Here is a 23,742-nt window from a genome sequence, read left to right on the forward strand (position 1 = left end):
GCGTTATTACTCACCGAACGCCTTCTCCGGCGTTCCAATGAGGTTCACAAATGGCAAAGAAGATTATCGGCTTTATCAAGCTGCAGATCCCTGCAGGTAAAGCCAACCCGTCGCCGCCGGTCGGTCCGGCACTGGGCCAGCGCGGCCTGAACATCATGGAGTTCTGCAAGGCGTTCAACGCGCAGACTCAAGGCATGGAGCCGGGTCTGCCGGTGCCGGTGGTCATCACGGCATTCGCTGACAAGAGCTTCACGTTCGTGATGAAGACGCCGCCGGCGACCGTCCTGATCAAGAAGGCGGCGAAGGTGGACAAGGGCTCGAGCAAGCCGCACACCGACAAGGTCGGTTCGATCACGCGCGCTCAAGCTGAAGAAATCGCGAAGACCAAGATGCCGGACCTTACGGCAGCTGATCTGGACGCAGCCGTTCGCACCATCGCTGGTAGCGCACGCTCGATGGGCATCACTGTGGAGGGCGTGTAAATGGCTAAGATCTCCAAGCGCCGTCAGGCATTTGCTGCCAAGGTTGATCGTCAGAAGCTGTACGCGATCGAAGACGCACTGAGCCTCGTGAAGGAATGCGCGAGCGCGAAGTTCGACGAGTCGATCGACGTCGCAGTCCAGCTCGGCATCGATGCGAAGAAGTCGGATCAAGTCGTTCGTGGTTCGGTCGTTCTGCCGGCAGGTACGGGCAAGTCGGTTCGCGTTGCTGTGTTCGCGCAAGGCGAGAAGGCTGAGCAAGCACGTGCTGCAGGCGCGGAAATCGTCGGTATGGAAGACCTGGCAGAGCAGATCAAGGCTGGCCAGATGGACTTCGACATCGTGATCGCTTCGCCGGACACGATGCGTATCGTCGGTACGCTCGGTCAGATCCTCGGCCCGCGCGGCCTGATGCCGAACCCGAAGGTCGGTACGGTCACGCCGGACGTCGCAACCGCCGTCAAGAACGCGAAGGCTGGTCAGGTGCAATTCCGTGTCGACAAGGCCGGTATCATCCACGCGACCATCGGCCGTGCATCGTTCGAGCCGACCGCACTGCGTTCGAACCTGTCGGCACTGATCGAAGCGCTGCAGAAGGCAAAGCCGGCAACGAGCAAGGGCGTCTACCTGCGCAAGATCGCACTGTCGAGCACGATGGGCGTCGGCGTGCGTGTCGACCAGGCTACGCTGGCAGCACAGTAAGTATTCGGGCCGCTTCGTTCGTGAAGCGGCCTACATGGGCTTTGGGCGGTTGTTCGTGCGGTAGGGCGGGCAACCGGTTATCAAAGACCGTTGGTGGGGCGCAGCAGTCAGGTGATCCCTTAATTCAAGCCAACGCAGATGGCGAACCCGAAAAAGTTTTGCAGTGGTGAAGCCGCAGGCCGCGAAGCGATTCCCGGCGTGAGGTGGAAATACTCCTAACGAGGTCGGACGCCGTTGTTGAACGAGGTACGTGAGGTTTCGGCCATGCCGGCCACGCCGAACGTATCGTTTCTGGAGGCTAACCGTGCCGCTTAATAGAGAAGACAAGCAAGCCGTCGTCGCTGAGGTTTCCGCGCAAGTCGCGAAGGCCCAGACCGTTGTGCTGGCTGAGTATCGTGGAATTGCGGTTGGCGATCTGACCAAGCTGCGCGCGAAAGCGCGTGAGCAACAGGTTTACCTGCGCGTGTTGAAGAACACGCTGGCGCGTCGCGCTGTTGAAGGTACGCCGTTTGCTCCGCTGGCAGAGCAGATGACTGGCCCGTTGATCTACGGCATCTCGGAAGATGCAATTGCTGCTGCTAAGGTCGTCAACGACTTCAGCAAGAGCAATGACAAGTTGGTCATCAAGGCTGGTTCGTTCGATGGCAAGGTGATGGACAAGGCTGGCGTGCAAGCGCTGGCAAGCATCCCGAGCCGCGAAGAACTGCTCTCGAAGCTGCTGTTCGTTATGCAATCGCCTGTTTCGGGCTTCGCGCGCGCTCTGGCCGCGCTGGCCGAGAAGAAGCAAGCGGAAGCTGCGTAATCGAACGTGCATCAGCGTCATTGATCGCTGGCTGTATCCGAATTCAATTTAGGAGTATTTCAAATGGCAATCGCAAAAGAAGACATCCTGGCAGCAGTCGAAGGGATGACCGTTCTGGAACTGAACGAACTGGTCAAGGCATTCGAAGAGAAGTTTGGCGTGTCGGCAGCTGCAGTGGCAGTCGCTGGCCCGGCAGGCGGCGGCGCAGCTGCTGCAGCAGAAGAGAAGACCGAATTCACGGTCGTTCTGGCTGAAGCAGGCAGCAACAAGGTTGCAGTCATCAAGGCAGTTCGCGAACTGACGGGCCTGGGCCTGAAGGAAGCGAAGGACGTCGTTGACGGCGCACCGAAGGCTGTCAAGGAAGGCGTCGACAAGGCTGCTGCTGAAGAAGCCAAGAAGAAGCTGGAAGAAGCAGGCGCGAAGGTCGAAGTCAAGTAAGTTTCGGCGCGCTGTGCGAAGGCTGGCGGTATTTTCACCGCCGGCCTTTTTGTGCTTTGTGGGGACGTTATTCTGGCACTCATTCGGGAGCCCGAATAATCGGCCCCAGAAGCCAAAGAAAACCGCCTGATCGTTGTCATTGGTCACGAATGGCGGTTCTCTTTGTCTTCTGAAGCGACTGCAGAAGGCAAGTTTGGTCGGGTAGCGGGCAACACAGGCATCCGCTGCCGTCAGCCAGCGGTTGGTAGCGGCCAACCACCAAGCTTCTCGGCTCGTTCAAGCCGTCGGACGGCCATCGGGTCTCAGTCGGTGAACACTCGGGTTTGAAACGTCCAGGTATTCCGCCTCGATAGCACCCGCCGTGATTCGGAGATCGTATGCAATATTCCTTCACCGAGAAGAAGCGCATTCGCAAGAGTTTCGCGAAGCGCCCCATCGTTCACCAAGTTCCTTTCTTGCTGGCTACCCAGCTTGAATCATTCAGCACGTTTCTGCAAGCCGATGTGCCGGCCACGCAACGCAAGCCTGAAGGTTTGCAGGCTGCGTTCACATCGGTATTTCCCATTGTTTCGCACAACGGTTTCGCACGTCTCGAGTTCGTGAGCTATGCGTTGTCCGCGCCGGCATTCAACATCAAGGAATGCCAGCAGCGCGGCCTGACGTACTGCTCCGCGCTGCGCGCGAAGGTCCGCCTTGTCATCCTCGACAAGGAATCGCCGAACAAGCCGGTCGTCAAGGAAGTGAAAGAGCAGGAAGTGTACATGGGCGAAATTCCGCTCATGACGCCGACGGGCTCGTTCGTCATCAACGGCACCGAGCGTGTCATCGTCTCGCAGCTGCACCGTTCGCCGGGCGTGTTCTTCGAACACGACAAGGGCAAGACGCACAGCTCGGGCAAGCTGCTGTTCTCGGCACGGATCATTCCGTACCGCGGCTCGTGGCTCGACTTCGAATTCGATCCGAAGGACATCCTGTACTTCCGCGTCGACCGTCGCCGCAAGATGCCGGTCACGATCCTGCTGAAGGCCATCGGCCTCACGCCGGAACAGATCCTCGCGAACTTCTTCGTGTTCGACAACTTCACGCTGATGGACGAAGGCGCGCAACTCGAGTTCGTGCCCGAGCGCCTGCGTGGTGAAGTCGCGCGCTTCGACATCACGGATCGTGATGGCAAGGTCATCGTCCAGAAGGACAAGCGGATCAACGCGAAGCACATTCGCGACCTCGAAGCCGCGAAGACCAAGTTCATCTCGGTGCCGGAAGACTATCTGCTCGGCCGCGTGCTGGCGAAGAACGTCGTCGACGGCGACACCGGCGAAGTGATCGCGAGCGCGAACGACGAAGTCACGGAAAGCGTGCTCGAGAAGCTGCGCGAAGCGGGCATCAAGGACATCCAGACGCTCTACACGAACGACCTGGACCAGGGCCCGTACATCTCGTCGACGCTGCGTGTCGACGAAACGACCGACAAGACGGCCGCGCGCATCGCGATCTACCGCATGATGCGTCCGGGCGAGCCGCCGACCGAGGAAGCAGTCGAGGCGCTGTTCAACCGTCTGTTCTACAGCGAAGAAGCGTACGACCTGTCGAAGGTCGGCCGTATGAAGTTCAACCGCCGCGTCAGCCGTGACGAGATCACCGGCCCGATGACGCTGCAGGACGACGACATCCTCGCGACGATCAAAATCCTCGTCGAGCTGCGCAACGGCAAGGGCGAAGTGGACGACATCGACCACCTCGGCAACCGTCGCGTGCGTTGCGTCGGCGAACTGGCGGAAAACCAGTTCCGCGCCGGTCTCGTGCGTGTCGAGCGCGCGGTCAAGGAACGCCTCGGCCAGGCCGAAAGCGAAAACCTGATGCCGCACGACCTGATCAACTCGAAGCCGATTTCGTCGGCGATTCGCGAGTTCTTCGGTTCGTCGCAGCTGTCGCAGTTCATGGACCAGACCAACCCGCTGTCGGAAATCACGCACAAGCGTCGTGTTTCCGCACTGGGCCCGGGCGGTCTGACGCGCGAGCGCGCTGGCTTTGAAGTCCGCGACGTGCACCCGACCCACTATGGCCGCGTGTGCCCGATCGAAACGCCGGAAGGTCCGAACATCGGCCTGATCAACTCGCTCGCACTGTATGCGCACCTGAACGAGTACGGCTTCCTCGAGACGCCGTACCGCAAGGTCGTGGACAGCAAGGTGACCGACCAGATCGACTACCTGTCGGCGATCGAGGAAGGCCGCTACATGATCGCTCAGGCAAACGCCGCGATCGACGAGAACGGCCAGCTGATCGACGAACTCGTGTCGTCGCGTGAAGCCGGCGAAACGATGATGGTCACGCCTGACCGTATCCAGTACATGGACGTCGCGCCGTCGCAGATCGTGTCGGTGGCAGCTTCGCTGATTCCGTTCCTCGAGCACGATGACGCGAACCGTGCATTGATGGGTTCGAACATGCAGCGTCAGGCCGTGCCGTGTCTGCGTCCGGAAAAGCCGGTCGTCGGTACGGGCATCGAGCGCACCTGTGCGGTCGACTCGGGTACGACGGTCCAGGCGTTCCGCGGCGGCGTCGTCGACTATGTCGACGCAGGCCGTATCGTGATTCGCGTGAACGACGACGAAGCAGTCGCAGGTGAAGTCGGTGTCGACATCTACAACCTGATCAAGTACACGCGTTCGAACCAGAACACGAACATCAACCAGCGTCCGATCGTGAAGATGGGCGACAAGGTCTCGCGCGGCGACGTGCTGGCCGACGGCGCCTCGACGGACCTGGGCGAGCTCGCGCTCGGCCAGAACATGCTGATCGCGTTCATGCCGTGGAACGGCTACAACTTCGAGGATTCGATCCTGATCTCGGAGAAGGTCGTGGCCGACGATCGCTACACGTCGATCCACATCGAAGAGCTGAACGTCGTTGCACGCGACACGAAGCTCGGGCCGGAAGAAATCACGCGCGACATCTCGAACCTGGCAGAAGTCCAGCTCGGCCGTCTCGACGAATCGGGCATCGTGTACATCGGTGCTGAAGTCGAAGCAGGCGACGTGCTGGTCGGCAAGGTCACGCCGAAGGGCGAGACCCAGCTGACGCCGGAAGAGAAGCTGCTGCGCGCGATCTTCGGCGAGAAGGCTTCGGACGTGAAGGACACGTCGCTGCGCGTGCCGTCGGGCATGAGCGGCACCGTGATCGACGTCCAGGTATTCACGCGTGAAGGCATCCAGCGCGACAAGCGTGCGCAACAGATCATCGACGATGAACTGAAGCGTTACCGTCTCGACCTGAACGACCAGCTGCGCATCGTGGAAGGCGACGCGTTCCAGCGTCTCGCACGCATGCTCGTGGGCAAGGTCGCGAACGGCGGTCCGAAGAAGCTCGCGAAGGGTACGAAGATCGACCAGGCTTACCTGGAAGATCTCGACCACTACCACTGGTTCGACATCCGCCTCGCGGACGACGAAGCAGCGGCGCAGCTCGAAGCGATCAAGAACTCGATCGAAGAAAAGCGTCACCAGTTCGACCTCGCGTTCGAAGAGAAGCGCAAGAAGCTCACGCAAGGCGACGAACTGCCGCCGGGCGTGCTGAAGATGGTCAAGGTGTACCTCGCGGTCAAGCGTCGCCTGCAGCCTGGCGACAAGATGGCAGGCCGTCACGGTAACAAGGGTGTCGTGTCGAAGATCGTTCCGATCGAAGACATGCCGTACATGGCCGATGGCCGTCCGGCAGACGTCGTGCTGAACCCGCTCGGCGTTCCGTCGCGGATGAACGTGGGTCAGGTTCTGGAAGTGCACCTCGGCTGGGCCGCGAAGGGCCTCGGCTGGCGTATCGGCGAAATGCTGCAGCGTCAGGCGAAGATCGAGGAACTGCGCGTGTTCCTGACGAAGATCTACAACGACTCGGGCCGCCAGGAAGACCTGGAAAGCTTCACCGACGAAGAGATCCTCGAACTCGCGAAGAACCTGCGCGAAGGCGTGCCGTTCGCAACGCCGGTGTTCGATGGTGCGACCGAGGAAGAAATGGGCAAGATGCTCGACCTCGCGTTCCCGGACGACATCGCTGAACAGCTCGGCATGAACCCGTCGAAGAACCAGGTCCGTCTGTACGACGGCCGCACGGGTGAAATGTTCGAACGTCGCGTGACGCTCGGCTACATGCACTACCTGAAGCTGCACCACTTGGTCGACGACAAGATGCACGCGCGTTCGACCGGCCCGTACTCGCTCGTCACGCAGCAGCCGCTGGGTGGTAAGGCGCAGTTCGGTGGCCAGCGTTTCGGTGAAATGGAAGTGTGGGCACTCGAAGCGTACGGCGCGTCCTACGTGCTGCAGGAAATGCTGACGGTGAAGTCGGACGACGTGACCGGCCGGACGAAGGTGTACGAAAACCTCGTCAAGGGCGACCACGTGATCGATGCAGGCATGCCGGAATCCTTCAACGTGCTCGTGAAGGAAATCCGCTCGCTCGGTATCGATATCGATCTCGACCGCAATTAATCGGACTACGGAGAGAAAGCAATGAAAGCTCTGCTCGATCTATTCAAGCAAGTCCAACAGGAAGAAGTTTTCGACGCGATCAAGATCGGTCTGGCCTCGCCCGACAAGATCCGTTCGTGGTCGTTCGGCGAAGTGAAGAAGCCGGAGACCATCAACTACCGTACGTTCAAGCCGGAACGCGATGGTCTCTTCTGCGCGAAGATCTTCGGGCCGATCAAGGACTACGAGTGCCTGTGCGGCAAGTACAAGCGTCTGAAGCACCGCGGCGTGATCTGCGAGAAGTGCGGCGTCGAAGTGACGCTGGCGAAGGTGCGTCGCGAACGGATGGGCCACATCGAGCTGGCCTCGCCGGTCGCTCACATCTGGTTCCTGAAGTCGCTGCCGTCGCGTCTGGGCATGGTGCTCGACATGACGCTGCGCGACATCGAACGTGTGCTGTACTTCGAAGCATACGTGGTGATCGAACCGGGTATGACGCCGCTGAAGGCGCGGCAGATCATGACCGAAGAGGATTACTACAACAAGGTCGAGGAATACGGCGACGAATTCCGTGCCGAAATGGGCGCGGAAGGCGTGCGTGAGCTGCTGCGCGCGATCAACATCGACGAGCAGGTCGAGACGCTGCGCACCGAGCTGAAGAACACCGGCTCGGAAGCGAAGATCAAGAAGTACGCGAAGCGCCTGAAGGTCCTCGAGGCATTCCAGCGCTCGGGCATCAAGCCCGAGTGGATGATCCTCGAAGTGCTGCCGGTGCTGCCGCCGGAACTGCGTCCGCTCGTGCCGCTGGACGGCGGCCGTTTCGCGACGTCGGACCTGAACGACCTGTATCGCCGCGTGATCAACCGTAACAACCGGTTGAAGCGTCTGCTCGAGCTGAAGGCACCTGAAATCATCGTCCGCAACGAAAAGCGGATGCTGCAGGAAGCCGTCGACTCGCTGCTCGACAACGGTCGTCGCGGCAAGGCGATGACGGGCGCCAACAAGCGTCCGCTGAAGTCGCTCGCCGACATGATCAAGGGTAAGGGCGGTCGTTTCCGTCAGAACCTGCTGGGCAAGCGCGTCGACTACTCGGGCCGTTCGGTCATCGTGGTCGGCCCGACGCTGAAGCTGCACCAGTGCGGTCTGCCGAAGCTGATGGCGCTCGAGCTGTTCAAGCCGTTCATCTTCAACAAGCTGGAAGTGATGGGCGTCGCGACGACCATCAAGGCTGCGAAGAAGGAAGTCGAGAACCAGACGCCGGTGGTGTGGGACATCCTCGAAGAGGTGATCCGCGAGCACCCGGTGATGCTGAACCGTGCGCCGACGCTGCACCGTCTCGGTATCCAGGCGTTCGAGCCGGTGCTGATCGAAGGCAAGGCAATCCAGCTGCACCCGCTCGTCTGCGCGGCGTTCAACGCCGACTTCGACGGTGACCAGATGGCCGTTCACGTGCCGCTGTCGCTCGAAGCGCAGATGGAAGCGCGTACGCTGATGCTGGCGTCGAACAACGTGCTGTTCCCGGCCAACGGCGATCCGTCGATCGTGCCGTCGCAGGATATCGTGCTGGGTCTGTACTACGCGACCCGCGAAGCGGTTAACGCCAAGGGCGAAGGCCTGTCGTTCACGGGCGTGTCGGAAGTGATCCGCGCGTACGAGAACAAGGAAGTCGAGCTGGCATCGCGCGTCAACGTGCGGATCACCGAAATGGTCCACAACGAAGACACGTCGGAAGGCGCACCGCCGTTCGTGCCGAAGATCTCGCTGTACGCGACGACCGTCGGCCGCGCGATCCTGTCGGAGATTCTGCCGCACGGCCTGCCGTTCTCGGTGCTGAACAAGCCGCTGAAGAAGAAGGAAATCTCGCGCCTGATCAACACGGCGTTCCGCAAGTGCGGTCTGCGTGCGACGGTGGTGTTCGCCGACCAGCTGATGCAGTCGGGTTTCCGTCTCGCGACGCGTGCCGGCATCTCGATCTGCGTGGACGACATGCTCGTGCCGCCGCAGAAGGAAACGATCGTCGGCGACGCCGCGAAGAAGGTGAAGGAGTACGACCGTCAGTACATGTCGGGTCTCGTCACCGCGCAGGAACGCTACAACAACGTGGTCGACATCTGGTCGGCAACGTCGGAAGCGGTCGGCAAGGCGATGATGGAGCAGCTGTCGACGGAGCCGGTGACGGACCGCGACGGCAAGGAAACGCGCCAGGAATCGTTCAACTCGATCTACATGATGGCCGACTCGGGCGCCCGGGGTTCGGCGGTTCAGATTCGTCAGCTGGCCGGTATGCGTGGCCTGATGGCGAAGCCGGACGGCTCGATTATCGAGACGCCGATTACCGCGAACTTCCGCGAAGGCCTGAACGTGTTGCAGTACTTCATCTCGACCCACGGTGCACGTAAGGGTCTGGCTGATACGGCACTGAAGACCGCGAACTCGGGTTACCTGACGCGTCGTCTCGTCGACGTCACGCAGGATCTGGTCGTGGTGGAAGACGATTGCGGCACGTCGAACGGCGTGGCGATGAAGGCACTCGTCGAAGGCGGTGAAGTCGTCGAAGCGCTGCGCGACCGTATCCTCGGCCGCGTTGCGGTTGCGGACGTCGTGAACCCGGAAACGCAGGAAACGGTGTACGAATCGGGCACGCTGCTCGACGAAACGGCGGTCGAGGAAATCGAACGCCTCGGCATCGACGAAGTGCGCGTGCGCACGCCGCTGACCTGCGAAACGCGTTACGGCCTGTGCGCAGCCTGCTACGGCCGTGACCTCGGCCGCGGCTCGCTCGTGAACGTCGGCGAAGCAGTCGGCGTGATCGCGGCACAGTCGATCGGTGAACCGGGCACGCAGCTGACGATGCGTACGTTCCACATCGGTGGTGCGGCTTCGCGTGCGGCAGTGGCTTCGTCGGTCGAAGCGAAGAGCAACGGTATCGTGCGCTTCACGGCGACGATGCGCTACGTCACGAACGCGAAGGGCGAGCAGATCGTCATTTCCCGCTCGGGCGAAGCGATGATCACCGACGATTTCGGTCGCGAGCGCGAGCGTCACAAAGTGCCGTACGGCGCGACGCTGCTGCAGCTCGACGGCGCGACGATCAAGGCAGGCACGCAGCTCGCCACGTGGGATCCGCTGACGCGTCCGATCATCACCGAGTACGGTGGTACGGTGAAGTTCGAGAACGTCGAGGAAGGCGTGACCGTCGCGAAGCAGATCGACGACGTGACCGGCCTGTCGACGCTGGTCGTGATCGACGTGAAGCGTCGTGGCTCGCAAGCTTCGAAGAGCGTGCGTCCGCAGGTCAAGCTGCTCGACGCGAACGGCGAAGAAGTGAAGATTCCGGGCACGGAGCACGCGGTGCAGATCGGCTTCCAGGTCGGCGCACTGATCACCGTGAAGGATGGTCAGCAGGTGCAGGTCGGCGAAGTGCTCGCACGTATCCCGACGGAAGCGCAGAAGACGCGTGACATTACCGGCGGTCTGCCGCGGGTGGCGGAACTGTTCGAAGCGCGTTCGCCGAAGGATGCCGGCATTCTCGCGGAAGTCACCGGTACGACGTCGTTCGGTAAGGACACGAAGGGCAAGCAGCGTCTCGTCATCACGGACCTCGAGGGCAATCAGCACGAGTTCCTGATCGCGAAGGAAAAGCAGGTTCTGGTTCACGATGCCCAGGTCGTCAACAAGGGCGAAATGATCGTGGACGGTCCGGCCGATCCGCACGACATCCTGCGTCTGCAGGGTATCGAGGCGCTGTCGCGCTACATCGTCGACGAAGTGCAGGACGTGTATCGTCTGCAGGGCGTGAAGATCAACGACAAGCACATCGAGGTGATCGTTCGCCAGATGCTGCGTCGTGTGCAGATCACCGACAACGGCGATACGCGCTTCATCCCGGGCGAACAGGTCGAGCGTTCCGACATGCTGGACGAGAACGATCGCATGATCGCCGAGGGCAAGCGTCCGGCTTCGTACGACAACGTGCTGCTCGGTATCACGAAGGCATCGCTGTCGACCGACTCGTTCATCTCCGCGGCATCGTTCCAGGAAACGACCCGCGTGCTGACCGAAGCGGCGATCATGGGCAAGCGCGACGATCTGCGTGGCCTGAAGGAAAACGTGATCGTCGGCCGTCTGATTCCGGCCGGTACGGGTCTCGCGTTCCACAAGGCACGCAAGGCGAAGGAATCGTCGGATCGCGAGCGTTTCGACCAGATCGCAGCGGAAGAGGCATTCGACTTCGGCACGCCGAGCGCGCCGGCAGAGGAGCCGCAGCAACACCCGGCAGCCGAGTAAGTGCGGGCGGCGCGAGCCGCCTTGCCTTACCTCGCTGTCACCGAAACCGCCCGGTTCTGCCGGGCGGTTTTTTTTCGTCCGTCGTTCATGCGAGTGAACGAATCCTGGCCAATCGGCCAAATCCGCATGATTCGCCACGCGTCGCGCGAGCGGGTTGTTAAAATTGCGGTCATCGCTTAGCCGTCCCTCTCCTCATTCATGTCCCGCGCCCTCGAAATCCTCGACGAAGTATTTGGTTATCCCGCATTTCGCGGCCAGCAGGGCGAGATCGTCGAACACGTCGCCGGCGGCGGCGATTGCCTCGTGCTGATGCCAACCGGCGGCGGCAAGTCGCTGTGCTACCAGATTCCCGCGCTGCTGCGCCGCGAGGCCGGGCAGGGCGCCGGCATCGTCGTGTCGCCGTTGATCGCGCTGATGCAGGACCAGGTCGCCGCACTGAGCGAAGTGGGTGTGCGCGCCGCGTACCTGAATTCGACGCAGTCGGGCGCCGAGGCTGCGGCGACCGAGCGCGCGTTGCGCGAAGGCGAGATCGATCTGCTCTACGTCGCGCCGGAGCGGCTGATGACGGGGCGCTTCCTCGACCTGCTCGAGCGCGCGAAGATCGGCCTGTTCGCGATTGACGAAGCGCACTGCGTGTCGCAATGGGGGCACGATTTCCGCCCGGAGTACATTCAGCTGTCGGTGCTGCACGAGCGGTTCCCGTCGGTGCCGCGCATCGCGCTGACCGCCACGGCCGATGCGATCACGCGCGACGAGATCATCCACCGTCTCGCGCTCGACGATGCACGCGTATTCATATCGAGCTTCGACCGCCCGAACATCCGCTACCGGATCGTCGAAAAGGACAACGCGCGTTCGCAACTGCTCGATTTCATCCGCGCCGAACACACGAATGCCGACGGTACGACGGATGCAGGCGTCGTCTATTGCCTGTCACGCCGCAAGGTCGAGGAAACGGCCGAATGGCTGAAGGCGCAGGGCGTGCGTGCGTTGCCGTATCACGCGGGGATGGAGTTCGAGGTACGGCAGAAGCACCAGGAAATGTTCCAGCGCGAGGAAGGCATCGTGATGTGCGCGACGATCGCGTTCGGCATGGGCATCGACAAGCCGGACGTGCGCTTCGTTGCGCACCTGGATCTGCCGAAAAGCGTCGAAGGCTACTACCAGGAAACCGGCCGCGCCGGCCGCGACGGGATGCCCGCGAATGCATGGATGGCGTATGGCCTCGGCGACGTCGTCCAGCAGCGCAAGATGATCGACGAATCCGATGCGGACGACGCACACAAGCGCGTCCAGACGTCGAAGCTCGACGCGCTGCTCGGGCTGTGCGAGACGATCTCGTGCCGCCGCGTGAGGCTGCTGAACTACTTCGGCGAGGAGAGCAAGCCGTGCGGCAACTGCGACACGTGCCTCGAGCCGCCCGATTCATGGGACGCGACGCGCGAGGCGCAGATGGCGCTGTCGTGCGTGTTCCGCGCGCAGCGCGCGAGCGGCTTCAATTTCGGCTCGAGCCACCTGATCGAAATCCTGCGCGGCGGGCGCACCGAGAAGGTATTGCAGCGCGGCCACGACCAGCTCAGCACGTTCGGAATCGGCGCGGCGCTGTCCGAGCCGGAGTGGCGTGCGATTTTCCGGCAGCTCGTCGCGTACGGCTACCTGGCCGTCGACCATGGCGGCTTCGGCGCACTGATGCTGACCGAGGCCGCGAAGCCCGTGCTGAAGAACGAGGAGAAGGTCACGCTGCGCCGCTACGTGAAGCCGCAGCGCACGCGCCAGTCGTCGAGCCGCAGCGGTACGCGCGTCGATCCGACGGCCGGCATGGGCACGCGTGAGCGCGCACGGTGGGATGCGCTGCGCGCGTGGCGTGCGGAAACCGCGAAAACGGACGGCGTGCCCGCCTACGTGATCTTCCACGACGCGACGCTTGCCGAGATCGCACGCAACGCGCCGGAGACGATCGACGACCTGCGCCATATCCCCGGCATGGGCGTGCGCAAGCTCGAGCGCTTCGGCGACGAGATCATCGACGTCGTCGAGTCGGCCTGACACAGGTGTTCCGACCCTTCCGGTAAACCACGTGTCCGGCTGGCGAATCACGCAAGCCGTTGACTTAGTTGGCATTTCCGGAATATCATGCTGGGTTCCGGTATTCGGTGGGCCGAGTCGCGTTCCAACGTTCGCACCCGTTTCGCCGGTTCGGAAGTCAACTGTGCGTCGATTCTCGCTTTGCCCGAAATCGATGCGCAGATTTTGTTCAATTTCAGGAATAAACAATGCCAACCATCAACCAACTGGTTCGCAAAGGCCGTCAGTCGGAAACGACGAAGAGCAAGAGCCCGGCCCTGCAGGACTGCCCCCAGCGTCGCGGCGTGTGCACCCGTGTGTACACGACGACGCCGAAGAAGCCGAACTCGGCACTCCGTAAGGTCGCCAAGGTTCGTCTGACGAACGGCTTCGAAGTGATTTCGTACATCGGCGGTGAAGGCCACAACCTGCAGGAACACTCGGTTGTGCTGATCCGCGGCGGCCGTGTGAAGGACTTGCCGGGTGTGCGTTACCACATGGTTCGCGGCTCGCTGGATACCCAGGGCGTCAAGGACCGTAAGCAAGCGCGCTCGAAGTACGGCGCGAAGCGTGCAAAGGCTGCAAAGTAAGCAGTTTTTGATCAGGGATCGCCACAGGGCGGTCAAGGCGGGAGTGCCGGATTGCCGGTGCTGTCGAGTAAGTGGTCACCCGGCCAAGCTGGTTAGTCGTGAAGATGTGATCGGGTTTGTTGGTGGCCGCGGAGCTGGAACCAGCTCCAACTGAACAAGTAAAGGAAGAATCATGCCGCGTCGTCGCGAAGTCCCCAAGCGGGAAGTGTTGCCGGATCCGAAGTTCGGTAACGTTGATGTAGCCAAGTTCATGAACATGCTGATGCTGTCCGGCAAGAAGTCGGTCGCAGAGCGCATCGTTTATGGCGCATTCGAACAAATCCAGACCAAGGGTGGCAAGGACCCGCTGGAAGTGTTCACGGTTGCGCTCAACAACGTCAAGCCGGTGGTCGAAGTGAAGAGCCGTCGCGTTGGTGGTGCCAACTATCAAGTTCCGGTCGAAGTGCGCCCGTCGCGTCGTATGGCATTGGCGATGCGCTGGCTGCGTGAGGCTGCGAAGAAGCGTAGCGAGAAGTCGATGGCCCTGCGCCTGGCAGGTGAACTCTCCGAAGCGGCCGAAGGCCGTGGCGGCGCGATGAAGAAGCGCGACGAAGTTCACCGCATGGCAGAAGCCAACCGCGCGTTCTCGCATTTCCGTTTCTAAGCGCCTGGCTGGGCTTTTAGCGGAAATAAATTCCGGGCGGGTGCGCTTTTCAGGCGCCTCGCCCGTTTGTGTTGAAGCATGATGCAGCAGGGCTGCATCGTGTCATCCCAGTAGAGGATCAAAGTGGCTCGCAAGACTCCTATCGAGCGCTACCGCAATATCGGTATTAGCGCTCACATCGACGCCGGCAAAACGACGACGACCGAGCGCATTCTGTTTTACACCGGTGTGAACCACAAGATCGGTGAAGTCCACGACGGCGCAGCCACGATGGACTGGATGGAGCAGGAACAGGAGCGTGGCATCACGATCACGTCCGCTGCTACCACCGCCTTCTGGAAGGGCATGGGCGGCAACTATCCGGAACACCGCATCAACATCATCGACACGCCGGGCCACGTCGACTTCACGATTGAAGTTGAGCGCTCGATGCGCGTGCTCGACGGCGCGTGCATGGTGTACTGCGCAGTGGGCGGCGTGCAGCCGCAGTCGGAAACGGTGTGGCGCCAGGCTAACAAGTACAAGGTGCCGCGTCTCGCGTTCGTCAACAAGATGGACCGTACCGGCGCGAACTTCTTCAAGGTCTACGACCAGCTCCGTCTGCGCCTGAAGGCGAACCCGGTTCCGGTCGTGGTGCCGATCGGCGCGGAAGAAAACTTCAAGGGCGTCGTCGACCTGATCAAGATGAAGGCGATCATTTGGGACGAAGCGTCGCAAGGCACGAAGTTCGACTACGTCGACATCCCGGCCGAGCTCGCAGAGACCTGCAAGGAATGGCGCGAGAAGATGGTCGAAGTGGCTGCCGAAGCCAGCGAAGACCTGATGAACAAGTACCTGGAAGAAGGCGATCTGCCGGAAGCCGACATCGTCAAGGCGCTGCGCGACCGTACGATCGCGTGCGAAATCCAGCCGATGCTGTGCGGTACCGCGTTCAAGAACAAGGGCGTGCAGCGTATGCTCGACGCCGTGATCGACTTCCTGCCGTCGCCGGTCGACATCCCGCCGGTCAAGGGTGAGCTCGAGAACGGTGAAGAAGCAGAGCGCAAGGCGTCGGACGAAGAGAAGTTCTCGTCGCTCGCGTTCAAGATCATGACCGACCCGTTCGTCGGCCAGCTGATCTTCTTCCGTGTGTACTCGGGCGTCGTCAACTCGGGCGACACGCTGCTGAACTCGACCAAGGGCAAGAAGGAACGCCTCGGCCGTATTCTGCAGATGCACGCGAACCAGCGTGAAGAAATCAAGGAAGTCCGTGCAGGCGACATCGCTGCTGCGGTCGGCCTGAAGGAAGCGACCACCGGCGACACGCTGTGCGATCCGGCAAATCCGATCGTGCTCGAGCGCATGGTGTTCCCGGAGCCGGTGATTTCGCAGGCTGTCGAGCCGAAGACCAAGGCTGACCAGGAAAAGATGGGCCTCGCACTGAACCGTCTGGCTCAGGAAGATCCGTCGTTCCGCGTGCAGACCGACGAAGAGTCGGGCCAGACCATCATTTCGGGCATGGGCGAGCTCCACCTCGAAATTCTGGTCGACCGGATGAAGCGTGAATTCGGCGTGGAAGCAACCGTCGGCAAGCCGCAGGTTGCATACCGCGAAACGATCCGTTCGACGGCGAAGGACGTCGACGGCAAGTTCGTCAAGCAGTCGGGTGGTCGCGGCCAGTACGGTCACGCAGTCATCACGCTCGAGCCGAACGAACAAGGCAAGGGCTACGAGTTCTTCGACGAGATCAAGGGTGGTGTGATTCCGCGTGAATACATCCCGGCGGTCGACAAGGGTATCCAGGACACGCTGAAGTCGGGCGTGCTGGCTGGCTTCCCGGTCGTTGACGTGAAGGTTCACCTGACGTTCGGTTCGTACCACGACGTTGACTCGAACGAAAACGCGTTCCGCATGGCCGGTTCGATGGCGTTCAAGGAAGCGATGCGCAAGGCGAACCCGGTCGTCCTCGAGCCGATGATGGCTGTCGAAGTCGAGACGCCGGAAGACTACATGGGCAACGTGATGGGCGACCTGTCGGGCCGTCGCGGTATCGTCCAGGGCATGGAAGACATGGTTGGCGGCGGCAAGATCGTGCGCGCCGAAGTACCGCTGTCGGAAATGTTCGGTTACTCGACGTCGCTGCGCTCGCTGACGCAAGGTCGTGCAACGTACACGATGGAGTTCAAGCACTACGCTGAAGCTCCGCGCAACGTTGCTGACGCGATCATCAGCGCGAAGTCGAAGTAAATCGTTATCTCAATCGATAATTTTTGAAAGAAGAGAATCATGGCAAAAGGTAAATTCGAGCGGACCAAGCCGCACGTGAACGTTGGTACGATTGGTCACGTTGACCACGGCAAGACGACGCTGACGGCAGCGATCACGACGGTTCTGACGAAGAAGTTCGGCGGCGAAGCGAAGGCATACGACCAGATCGACGCGGCACCGGAAGAAAAGGCGCGCGGCATCACGATCAACACGGCACACGTCGAGTACGAAACGGCTAACCGCCACTACGCACACGTCGACTGCCCGGGCCACGCTGACTATGTGAAGAACATGATCACGGGCGCAGCGCAGATGGACGGCGCGATCCTGGTTTGCTCGGCAGCAGACGGCCCGATGCCGCAAACGCGCGAGCACATCCTGCTGGCACGTCAGGTTGGCGTTCCGTACATCATCGTGTTCCTGAACAAGTGCGACATGGTGGACGATGCTGAACTGCTCGAGCTGGTCGAGATGGAAGTTCGCGAACTCCTGTCGAAGTACGACTTCCCGGGCGACGACACGCCGATCGTGAAGGGTTCGGCGAAGCTGGCGCTGGAAGGCGACACGGGCGAGCTGGGCGAAGTGGCGATCATGAGCCTGGCCGACGCGCTGGACACGTACATCCCGACGCCGGAGCGTGCAGTTGACGGCGCGTTCCTGATGCCGGTTGAAGACGTGTTCTCGATCTCGGGCCGTGGTACGGTCGTGACGGGTCGCGTTGAGCGCGGCATCGTGAAGGTCGGCGAAGAAATCGAAATCGTCGGTATCAAGCCGACGGTGAAGACGACCTGCACGGGCGTTGAAATGTTCCGCAAGCTGCTGGACCAAGGTCAAGCGGGCGACAACGTTGGTATCCTGCTGCGCGGCACGAAGCGTGAAGACGTGGAGCGTGGCCAGGTTCTGGCGAAGCCGGGTTCGATCACGCCGCACACGCACTTCACGGCTGAAGTGTACGTGCTGAGCAAGGACGAAGGCGGCCGTCACACGCCGTTCTTCAACAACTACCGTCCGCAGTTCTACTTCCGTACGACGGACGTGACGGGCTCGATCGAGCTGCCGAAGGACAAGGAAATGGTGATGCCGGGCGACAACGTGTCGATCACGGTGAAGCTGATCGCTCCGATCGCGATGGAAGAAGGTCTGCGCTTCGCAATCCGCGAAGGCGGCCGTACGGTCGGCGCCGGCGTCGTCGCCAAGATCATCGAGTAATATCGACGATCCGCGGATCCCACGGGATCCGCGATTCCGCGGTATGCAGCCAGTACCGCCGAAACCGGGTGTCCAGCTTGCGCTGGCACCCGGTTTTGTTTTTCCGTCACGCGAAAGCGCGGGGCGAGAAACTCGCACCATCGCTCCAGAATTTCGTGTAGAATCGCGGGCTTAGCAGTGGAAGTACCGTCCGGAACCTGATGTCTCGCTCCCCGCAGGCGTCATGTTTCACGTTCTTTTAGTGTCCGGCGATGCAACATCGCCTCGCTCTTTCCAAGGAATCGTCATGCAGCAACAGAAAATCCGCATTCGCCTGAAGGCATTCGACTATCGTCTGATCGATCAATCGGCTGCCGAGATCGTCGATACCGCGAAGCGGACTGGCGCAATCGTCCGTGGCCCGGTGCCGCTGCCGACGCGCATTCAGCGTTTTGACATCCTGCGTTCGCCGCACGTCAACAAGACGTCGCGCGATCAGCTCGAAATCCGTACCCACCAGCGCCTGATGGACATCGTCGATCCGACCGACAAGACGGTTGACGCGCTGATGAAGCTCGACCTGCCGGCTGGCGTCGACGTGGAAATCAAGCTGCAGTAAGGCTTCCAGCGCCGGTCGGCTTGCCGGGCGGCGCTAAGTCTTTGATTGCTTGCGGAAAACGCGAGGGCGGGCTATAATGCTTGGCTTTTCGCGTATTCGCGCAAAAAAAGTTGGGCCTTGCGTGCCCGGCATTTTGTAAATCAGCCCCGACCAATCGCAGTCGGGAATGGAGAAAATGATGAGCCTTGGACTCGTAGGTCGCAAGGTTGGCATGACCCGTATCTTCACGGCGGAAGGGGATTCGATTCCCGTCACCGTGCTGGACGTGTCGGACAACCGCGTGACGCAGATCAAGACTGTTGAAACCGACGGCTACACGGCCGTGCAGGTTGCATTCGGCTCCCGTCGTGCCTCGCGCGTGACGAAGCCGCTGGCAGGTCATCTCGCCAAAGCCGGTGTCGAAGCCGGTGAAATCCTCAAGGAATTCCGCATTGACGCGGCCAAGGCAGCCGAGCTGTCGAATGGCGCCGTGGTCGGTGCAGATCTTTTCGAAGTGGGCCAGAAGGTCGACGTGCAAGGCGTGTCGATCGGTAAGGGCTACGCCGGTACGATCAAGCGTTACAACTTCTCCTCCGGCCGTGCTACGCACGGTAACTCGCGCTCGCACAACGTGCCGGGCTCGATCGGTATGGCGCAGGATCCGGGTCGTGTTTTCCCGGGTAAACGCATGACGGGTCACATGGGTGACGTGACGGTGACGGTGCAGAACCTCGAAATCGCTCGTATCGACGCAGAGCGCAAGCTGCTGCTCGTGAAGGGTGCGATTCCGGGCGCGAAGGGCGGCAAGGTCTTCGTGACGCCGGCCGTCAAGACCAAGGGGGCGAAATAATGGAACTCAAGCTCCTGAACGAAAATGGTCAGGAAGGTGCAGTGGTCAACGCATCGGACGTCGTGTTCGGTCGTGACTACAACGAAGCGCTGATCCACCAGGTCGTCGTCGCTTACCAGGCGAACGCTCGCCAAGGTAACCGCGCACAGAAGGACCGTGAGCAAGTCAAGCACACGACGAAGAAGCCGTGGCGCCAGAAGGGTACGGGCCGCGCTCGTGCCGGTATGTCGTCGAGCCCGTTGTGGCGTGGCGGTGGTCGTATCTTCCCGAATTCGCCGGAAGAAAACTTCTCGCACAAGGTCAACAAGAAGATGCATCGCGCAGGTCTCTGCTCGATCTTCTCGCAGCTGGCCCGTGAAGGCCGTCTGTCGGTCGTTGAGGACATCATCCTCGAAGCGCCGAAGACCAAGCTGCTGGCCGAAAAATTCAAGACCATGGGTCTCGACTCCGTGCTGATCATCACCGACACGGTCGACGAGAACCTGTACCTGGCATCGCGCAACCTGCCGCACGTGGCAATTGTCGAGCCGCGCTACGCTGACCCGCTCTCGCTGATCTACTTCAAGAAAGTGCTGGTCACGAAGGCTGCGGTCGCCCAGATCGAGGAGTTGCTGTCATGAGCGAGATTCGCAAGAACGATCATCGTTTGATGCAGGTCCTGCTCGCACCGGTGATCTCGGAAAAGGCGACGCTGGTTGCCGACAAGAACGAGCAAGTCGTGTTCGAAGTCGCACCGGATGCCACGAAGCAGGAAGTGAAGGCGGCTGTCGAGCTGCTGTTCAAGGTTGAAGTTGATTCGGTCAACGTGCTGGTTCAGAAGGGCAAGCAAAAGCGCTTCGGCCGTTCGATGGGCCGTCGCAAGGACGTGAAGAAGGCGTACGTTTGCCTGAAGCCCGGCCAGGAAATCAACTTTGAAGCGGAGGCCAAGTAATCATGGCAATCGTTAAAGTTAAGCCGACATCGCCGGGTCGCCGCGCGATGGTCAAGGTGGTCAACAAGAACCTGCACCAGGGCAAGCCGTTCGCGGCACTGCTCGACTCGCAGAGCTCGACCGCCGGCCGTAACAACAACGGTCGTATCACCACGCGTCACAAGGGTGGTGGTCACAAGCAGCACTACCGTATCGTCGATTTCCGTCGCACGAAGGATGGCATCCCGGCAAAGGTCGAGCGTCTCGAGTACGACCCGAACCGTAGCGCGAACATCGCGCTGGTGCTCTACGCAGACGGCGAACGTCGCTACATCATCGCCCCGAAGGGCCTGACCGTCGGCCAACAGCTGATGTCGGGTTCGGAAGCGCCGATCCGCGCAGGCAACACGCTGCCGATCCGCAACATTCCGGTCGGTACGACGATCCACTGCATCGAGATGCTGCCGGGCAAGGGCGCGCAAATGGCGCGTTCGGCTGGTACGTCGGCCATGCTGCTGGCGCGTGAAGGCGTCTACGCGCAGGTTCGTCTGCGTTCGGGCGAAATCCGCCGCGTGCACATCGAGTGCCGTGCAACGATCGGTGAAGTCGGCAACGAAGAGCATAGCCTGCGCCAGATCGGCAAGGCTGGCGCGAACCGCTGGCGCGGTATCCGCCCGACGGTGCGTGGCGTTGCGATGAACCCGGTTGATCACCCGCACGGTGGTGGTGAGGGCAAGACGGCTGCAGGTCGCGATCCGGTTAGCCCGTGGGGTACGCCGGCTAAGGGTTATCGCACCCGTAGCAACAAGCGCACGACGACGATGATCGTCCAGCGCCGTCACAAGCGTTAAGGAGTAGGCAATGGCACGTTCTGTTAAAAAAGGTCCGTTCTGCGACGCCCATTTGCTGAAGAAAGTTGAGGCGGCTGCAGCTTCGCGCGACAAAAAGCCGATCAAGACCTGGTCGCGTCGCTCGACGATTCTGCCGGATTTCATCGGCCTGACGATCGCTGTTCACAACGGCCGTCAACACGTTCCGGTGTACATCTCGGAAAACATGGTCGGCCACAAGCTTGGCGAGTTCGCACTGACCCGTACGTTCAAGGGTCACGCAGCCGACAAGAAGGCCAAGAAATAAGGGGCAATCAAGATGGAAGTGAAAGCAATTCATCGCGGTGCCCGCATCTCGGCGCAGAAAACGCGCCTTGTGGCTGACCAGATCCGCGGTTTGCCGGTCGACAAGGCGCTGAACGTTCTGACGTTCTCGCCGAAGAAGGCGGCTGGCATCGTGAAGAAGGTTGTGCTGTCGGCAATCGCGAATGCGGAGCACAACGAAGGCGCTGATATCGACGAGCTCAAGATCAAGAGCATCTACGTCGACAAGGCTGCATCGCTCAAGCGTTTCACCGCGCGCGCCAAGGGCCGCGGTAACCGCATCGAGAAGCAATCCTGTCACATCACTGTGACGGTCGGGAATTAAGGAGCCATACGATGGGACAGAAAATTCATCCGACTGGCTTCCGCCTGGCTGTCAGCCGCAATTGGGCTTCGCGTTGGTACGCGAACAACAACAATTTCGCGGCGATGCTGCAGGAAGACATCGGTGTTCGTGAATACCTGAAGAAGAAGCTGAAGAACGCTTCGGTCGGTCGGGTGGTCATCGAGCGTCCGGCGAAGAACGCGCGCATCACGATTTACAGCTCGCGTCCGGGCGTGGTCATCGGCAAGAAGGGCGAGGATATCGAACAGCTGAAGACGGAACTGCAACGCCGCATGGGCGTGCCGGTTCACGTCAACATCGAAGAAATCCGCAAGCCGGAAACCGATGCTCAGCTGATCGCTGACTCGATCACGCAACAGCTCGAGCGCCGGATCATGTTCCGTCGCGCGATGAAGCGTGCGATGCAGAACGCGATGCGTCTGGGTGCCCAAGGCATCAAGATCATGAGCGCAGGCCGTCTGAACGGTATCGAAATCGCTCGTACGGAATGGTATCGCGAAGGTCGCGTGCCGCTTCACACGCTGCGTGCTGATATCGACTACGCGACTTCGGAAGCGAAGACGACTTACGGGATCATCGGCGTCAAGGTGTGGGTCTACAAGGGCGATACGCTCGGCCGCAACGACGCACCGGTGGTGGAAGAAGTAGCCGAAGACAAGCGTCCGCGTCGCAATGCGCGTCCGGGCGACCGTCGTCCGCGCCGTGACGGCGAAGGCGGCGCTCCGGGTGCTCGTCGTGGCGCACCGCGCCGTGGCGCCGGCAAGCCCGAAGACGGCAAGACTGGAGAATAACGATGCTGCAACCGAAACGCAGAAAGTATCGTAAAGAGCAGAAGGGTCGTAACACCGGCAAGGCGACGCGCGGCAACGCAGTGTCGTTCGGTGAATTCGGCCTGAAGGCTATCGGTCGCGGTCGTTTGACCGCACGCCAGATTGAAGCGGCGCGTCGTGCAATGACGCGTCACATCAAGCGTGGCGGCCGCATCTGGATCCGGATCTTCCCGGACAAGCCGATTTCGCAGAAGCCGGCCGAAGTGCGTATGGGTAACGGTAAGGGTAACCCGGAGTACTACGTCGCCGAGATTCAGCCGGGCAAGATGCTCTATGAAATGGACGGCGTAACCGAAGAACTGGCACGCGAAGCGTTCCGTCTGGCTGCAGCCAAGCTGCCGCTGAAGACGGCGTTCATCGTGCGCCAGCTCGGCGCCTAAGGAGAAAATATGAAGGCTTCCGAACTTCTCCAGAAAGACCAGGCCGCGCTCAACAAGGAGCTGGCGGACCTGCTGAAGGCGCAATTCGGCCTGCGCATGCAACTCGCGACCCAGCAGCTCACCAACACGAGCCAGCTGAAGAAGGTTCGTCGCGACATCGCACGTGTGCGGACCGTCATGACTCAGAAGGCGAACCAGAAATGAACGATAGCGTGAAAACCTCGCTGAAGCGGACGCTGGTCGGTCGGGTCGTCAGCAACAAGATGGACAAGACCGTCACCGTGCTGATCGAGCACCGCGTCAAGCACCCGATCTACGGCAAGTATGTCGTGCGTTCGAAGAAGTACCACGCGCACGATGAAGCGAACACCTACAACGAAGGCGATCTCGTCGAAATCCAGGAAACTCGTCCTGTTTCGAAGACGAAGGCCTGGACGGTGTCGCGCCTCGTCGAAGCAGCTCGCGTCATCTAAGCGGGCAGCGCAGTAGGCAGTAACAGGCACTTCTCCGCGAAGTGCTTGAAATTGCAAAGTATTTGCTTGCGTGACCAGGATTATTTGTTATAATCCTGGTCTTCCCTCTTTATGGGAGCCCCGTCGCGGGCGAAGTTGGTGGGGGAAGCGGACTGGCGCCTGCCTGTCCGAAAGATTCACCGAATTGCGATGGCGGGTTTCGTTTGCCGTCGCTGCTGTTCCAACCCAAGCAGCCGATTGGCTGACGGGACCAAGACTGACCGAATGCATCATGGTGGTGCATCCGGATTAAGTTGGG

Annotated in this window: 22 protein-coding genes; all 22 read left to right on the forward strand. The window is 60.9% G+C overall.

Translation table 11 applies throughout. The annotated features are described in order from the left end of the window. Positions 1 to 50 precede the first annotated feature (50 nt). The 22 genes from rplK (at position 51) to rpsQ (ending at position 23,444) form a co-directional block, all read left to right on the forward strand. Entirely contained in the window at positions 51 to 482 is a 432-nt protein-coding gene (rplK, locus tag LXE91_RS06330) for a 50S ribosomal protein L11 (RefSeq protein WP_006477201.1), read from the forward strand. Then, the gene (gene rplA, locus LXE91_RS06335) at positions 483 to 1,181 is read left to right on the forward strand and encodes a 50S ribosomal protein L1 (RefSeq protein ID WP_006482906.1); all 699 of its coding nucleotides are present in this window, start codon (positions 483 to 485) and stop codon (positions 1,179 to 1,181) included. A gap of 304 nt (positions 1,182 to 1,485) precedes the next feature. Next, complete coding sequence (gene rplJ / locus LXE91_RS06340) at positions 1,486 to 1,983, forward strand: 50S ribosomal protein L10 (RefSeq protein WP_021161756.1); 498 nt, start codon at positions 1,486 to 1,488, stop codon at positions 1,981 to 1,983. 63 nt (positions 1,984 to 2,046) lie between these two features. Beyond that, positions 2,047 to 2,421, forward strand: a complete 375-nt coding sequence (gene rplL, locus LXE91_RS06345; RefSeq protein WP_021161757.1) for a 50S ribosomal protein L7/L12 — start codon at positions 2,047 to 2,049, stop codon at positions 2,419 to 2,421. Positions 2,422 to 2,798: 377 nt separating this feature from the next. After that, on the forward strand, positions 2,799 to 6,905 hold the full coding sequence (rpoB, locus tag LXE91_RS06350) for a DNA-directed RNA polymerase subunit beta (protein ID WP_039339224.1): 4,107 nt from the start codon (positions 2,799 to 2,801) through the stop codon (positions 6,903 to 6,905). A 21-nt stretch (positions 6,906 to 6,926) separates the two neighbouring features. After that, entirely contained in the window at positions 6,927 to 11,171 is a 4,245-nt protein-coding gene (gene rpoC / locus LXE91_RS06355) for a DNA-directed RNA polymerase subunit beta' (RefSeq protein ID WP_039339226.1), read from the forward strand. A gap of 198 nt (positions 11,172 to 11,369) precedes the next feature. Further along, a complete protein-coding gene (gene recQ / locus LXE91_RS06360; protein WP_039339229.1) occupies positions 11,370 to 13,217 on the forward strand; it encodes a DNA helicase RecQ in 1,848 nt (615 codons plus the stop codon). A 227-nt stretch (positions 13,218 to 13,444) separates the two neighbouring features. Next, entirely contained in the window at positions 13,445 to 13,825 is a 381-nt protein-coding gene (gene rpsL / locus LXE91_RS06365) for a 30S ribosomal protein S12 (RefSeq protein WP_006400662.1), read from the forward strand. Between the two features lie 172 nt (positions 13,826 to 13,997). Continuing rightward, entirely contained in the window at positions 13,998 to 14,468 is a 471-nt protein-coding gene (gene rpsG / locus LXE91_RS06370) for a 30S ribosomal protein S7 (RefSeq protein WP_006477195.1), read from the forward strand. A gap of 123 nt (positions 14,469 to 14,591) precedes the next feature. After that, on the forward strand, positions 14,592 to 16,694 hold the full coding sequence (gene fusA / locus LXE91_RS06375; RefSeq protein WP_039339232.1) for an elongation factor G: 2,103 nt from the start codon (positions 14,592 to 14,594) through the stop codon (positions 16,692 to 16,694). 39 nt (positions 16,695 to 16,733) lie between these two features. Further along, entirely contained in the window at positions 16,734 to 17,924 is a 1,191-nt protein-coding gene (gene tuf, locus LXE91_RS06380; protein WP_011350666.1) for an elongation factor Tu, read from the forward strand. A 286-nt stretch (positions 17,925 to 18,210) separates the two neighbouring features. Then, entirely contained in the window at positions 18,211 to 18,522 is a 312-nt protein-coding gene (gene rpsJ / locus LXE91_RS06385) for a 30S ribosomal protein S10 (protein WP_004199280.1), read from the forward strand. 178 nt (positions 18,523 to 18,700) lie between these two features. Beyond that, positions 18,701 to 19,351 (forward strand): 50S ribosomal protein L3, encoded by a 651-nt coding sequence (rplC, locus tag LXE91_RS06390; RefSeq protein ID WP_006482922.1) that lies wholly within the window; start codon positions 18,701 to 18,703, stop codon positions 19,349 to 19,351. Beyond that, a complete protein-coding gene (rplD, locus tag LXE91_RS06395; RefSeq protein ID WP_011350675.1) occupies positions 19,351 to 19,971 on the forward strand; it encodes a 50S ribosomal protein L4 in 621 nt (206 codons plus the stop codon). Before rplC ends, rplD begins: the two co-directional genes overlap by 1 nt. Then, complete coding sequence (gene rplW / locus LXE91_RS06400) at positions 19,968 to 20,282, forward strand: 50S ribosomal protein L23 (protein ID WP_004199275.1); 315 nt, start codon at positions 19,968 to 19,970, stop codon at positions 20,280 to 20,282. Before rplD ends, rplW begins: the two co-directional genes overlap by 4 nt. 2 nt (positions 20,283 to 20,284) lie before the next feature. Continuing rightward, on the forward strand, positions 20,285 to 21,112 hold the full coding sequence (rplB, locus tag LXE91_RS06405; RefSeq protein ID WP_006482900.1) for a 50S ribosomal protein L2: 828 nt from the start codon (positions 20,285 to 20,287) through the stop codon (positions 21,110 to 21,112). A 10-nt stretch (positions 21,113 to 21,122) separates the two neighbouring features. Continuing rightward, positions 21,123 to 21,398: a 30S ribosomal protein S19 gene (gene rpsS / locus LXE91_RS06410; RefSeq protein ID WP_004199273.1), complete on the forward strand. Its 276-nt coding sequence runs from the start codon at positions 21,123 to 21,125 to the stop codon at positions 21,396 to 21,398. Between the two features lie 12 nt (positions 21,399 to 21,410). Beyond that, positions 21,411 to 21,740 (forward strand): 50S ribosomal protein L22, encoded by a 330-nt coding sequence (gene rplV / locus LXE91_RS06415; RefSeq protein WP_004199272.1) that lies wholly within the window; start codon positions 21,411 to 21,413, stop codon positions 21,738 to 21,740. Positions 21,741 to 21,751: 11 nt separating this feature from the next. After that, positions 21,752 to 22,552 (forward strand): 30S ribosomal protein S3, encoded by an 801-nt coding sequence (rpsC, locus tag LXE91_RS06420; RefSeq protein WP_006482899.1) that lies wholly within the window; start codon positions 21,752 to 21,754, stop codon positions 22,550 to 22,552. 2 nt (positions 22,553 to 22,554) lie between these two features. Then, a complete protein-coding gene (gene rplP / locus LXE91_RS06425; protein ID WP_006482873.1) occupies positions 22,555 to 22,971 on the forward strand; it encodes a 50S ribosomal protein L16 in 417 nt (138 codons plus the stop codon). A gap of 9 nt (positions 22,972 to 22,980) precedes the next feature. Next, positions 22,981 to 23,175 (forward strand): 50S ribosomal protein L29, encoded by a 195-nt coding sequence (gene rpmC / locus LXE91_RS06430; RefSeq protein ID WP_006400652.1) that lies wholly within the window; start codon positions 22,981 to 22,983, stop codon positions 23,173 to 23,175. After that, complete coding sequence (gene rpsQ / locus LXE91_RS06435) at positions 23,172 to 23,444, forward strand: 30S ribosomal protein S17 (RefSeq protein ID WP_006477189.1); 273 nt, start codon at positions 23,172 to 23,174, stop codon at positions 23,442 to 23,444. Before rpmC ends, rpsQ begins: the two co-directional genes overlap by 4 nt. The last annotated feature ends 298 nt before the right edge of the window (positions 23,445 to 23,742 follow it).

The sequence above is a fragment of the Burkholderia contaminans genome, from assembly GCF_029633825.1.
Lineage (GTDB): Bacteria > Pseudomonadota > Gammaproteobacteria > Burkholderiales > Burkholderiaceae > Burkholderia > Burkholderia contaminans.

What these genes read in the sequence shown, in the direction of transcription:
- rplK (WP_006477201.1), top strand. Translation starts at nt 51, where the DNA reads ATGGCAAAGAAGATTATCGGCTTTATCAAGCTGCAGATCCCTGCAGGT.
- rplA (WP_006482906.1), top strand. Translation starts at nt 483, where the DNA reads ATGGCTAAGATCTCCAAGCGCCGTCAGGCATTTGCTGCCAAGGTTGAT.
- rplL (WP_021161757.1), top strand. Translation starts at nt 2,047, where the DNA reads ATGGCAATCGCAAAAGAAGACATCCTGGCAGCAGTCGAAGGGATGACC.
- rpoB (WP_039339224.1), top strand. Translation starts at nt 2,799, where the DNA reads ATGCAATATTCCTTCACCGAGAAGAAGCGCATTCGCAAGAGTTTCGCG.
- rpoC (WP_039339226.1), top strand. Translation starts at nt 6,927, where the DNA reads ATGAAAGCTCTGCTCGATCTATTCAAGCAAGTCCAACAGGAAGAAGTT.
- recQ (WP_039339229.1), top strand. Translation starts at nt 11,370, where the DNA reads ATGTCCCGCGCCCTCGAAATCCTCGACGAAGTATTTGGTTATCCCGCA.
- rpsL (WP_006400662.1), top strand. Translation starts at nt 13,445, where the DNA reads ATGCCAACCATCAACCAACTGGTTCGCAAAGGCCGTCAGTCGGAAACG.
- rpsG (WP_006477195.1), top strand. Translation starts at nt 13,998, where the DNA reads ATGCCGCGTCGTCGCGAAGTCCCCAAGCGGGAAGTGTTGCCGGATCCG.
- tuf (WP_011350666.1), top strand. Translation starts at nt 16,734, where the DNA reads ATGGCAAAAGGTAAATTCGAGCGGACCAAGCCGCACGTGAACGTTGGT.
- rpsJ (WP_004199280.1), top strand. Translation starts at nt 18,211, where the DNA reads ATGCAGCAACAGAAAATCCGCATTCGCCTGAAGGCATTCGACTATCGT.
- rplC (WP_006482922.1), top strand. Translation starts at nt 18,701, where the DNA reads ATGAGCCTTGGACTCGTAGGTCGCAAGGTTGGCATGACCCGTATCTTC.
- rplD (WP_011350675.1), top strand. Translation starts at nt 19,351, where the DNA reads ATGGAACTCAAGCTCCTGAACGAAAATGGTCAGGAAGGTGCAGTGGTC.
- rplW (WP_004199275.1), top strand. Translation starts at nt 19,968, where the DNA reads ATGAGCGAGATTCGCAAGAACGATCATCGTTTGATGCAGGTCCTGCTC.
- rplB (WP_006482900.1), top strand. Translation starts at nt 20,285, where the DNA reads ATGGCAATCGTTAAAGTTAAGCCGACATCGCCGGGTCGCCGCGCGATG.
- rpsS (WP_004199273.1), top strand. Translation starts at nt 21,123, where the DNA reads ATGGCACGTTCTGTTAAAAAAGGTCCGTTCTGCGACGCCCATTTGCTG.
- rplV (WP_004199272.1), top strand. Translation starts at nt 21,411, where the DNA reads ATGGAAGTGAAAGCAATTCATCGCGGTGCCCGCATCTCGGCGCAGAAA.
- rpsC (WP_006482899.1), top strand. Translation starts at nt 21,752, where the DNA reads ATGGGACAGAAAATTCATCCGACTGGCTTCCGCCTGGCTGTCAGCCGC.
- rplP (WP_006482873.1), top strand. Translation starts at nt 22,555, where the DNA reads ATGCTGCAACCGAAACGCAGAAAGTATCGTAAAGAGCAGAAGGGTCGT.
- rpmC (WP_006400652.1), top strand. Translation starts at nt 22,981, where the DNA reads ATGAAGGCTTCCGAACTTCTCCAGAAAGACCAGGCCGCGCTCAACAAG.
- rpsQ (WP_006477189.1), top strand. Translation starts at nt 23,172, where the DNA reads ATGAACGATAGCGTGAAAACCTCGCTGAAGCGGACGCTGGTCGGTCGG.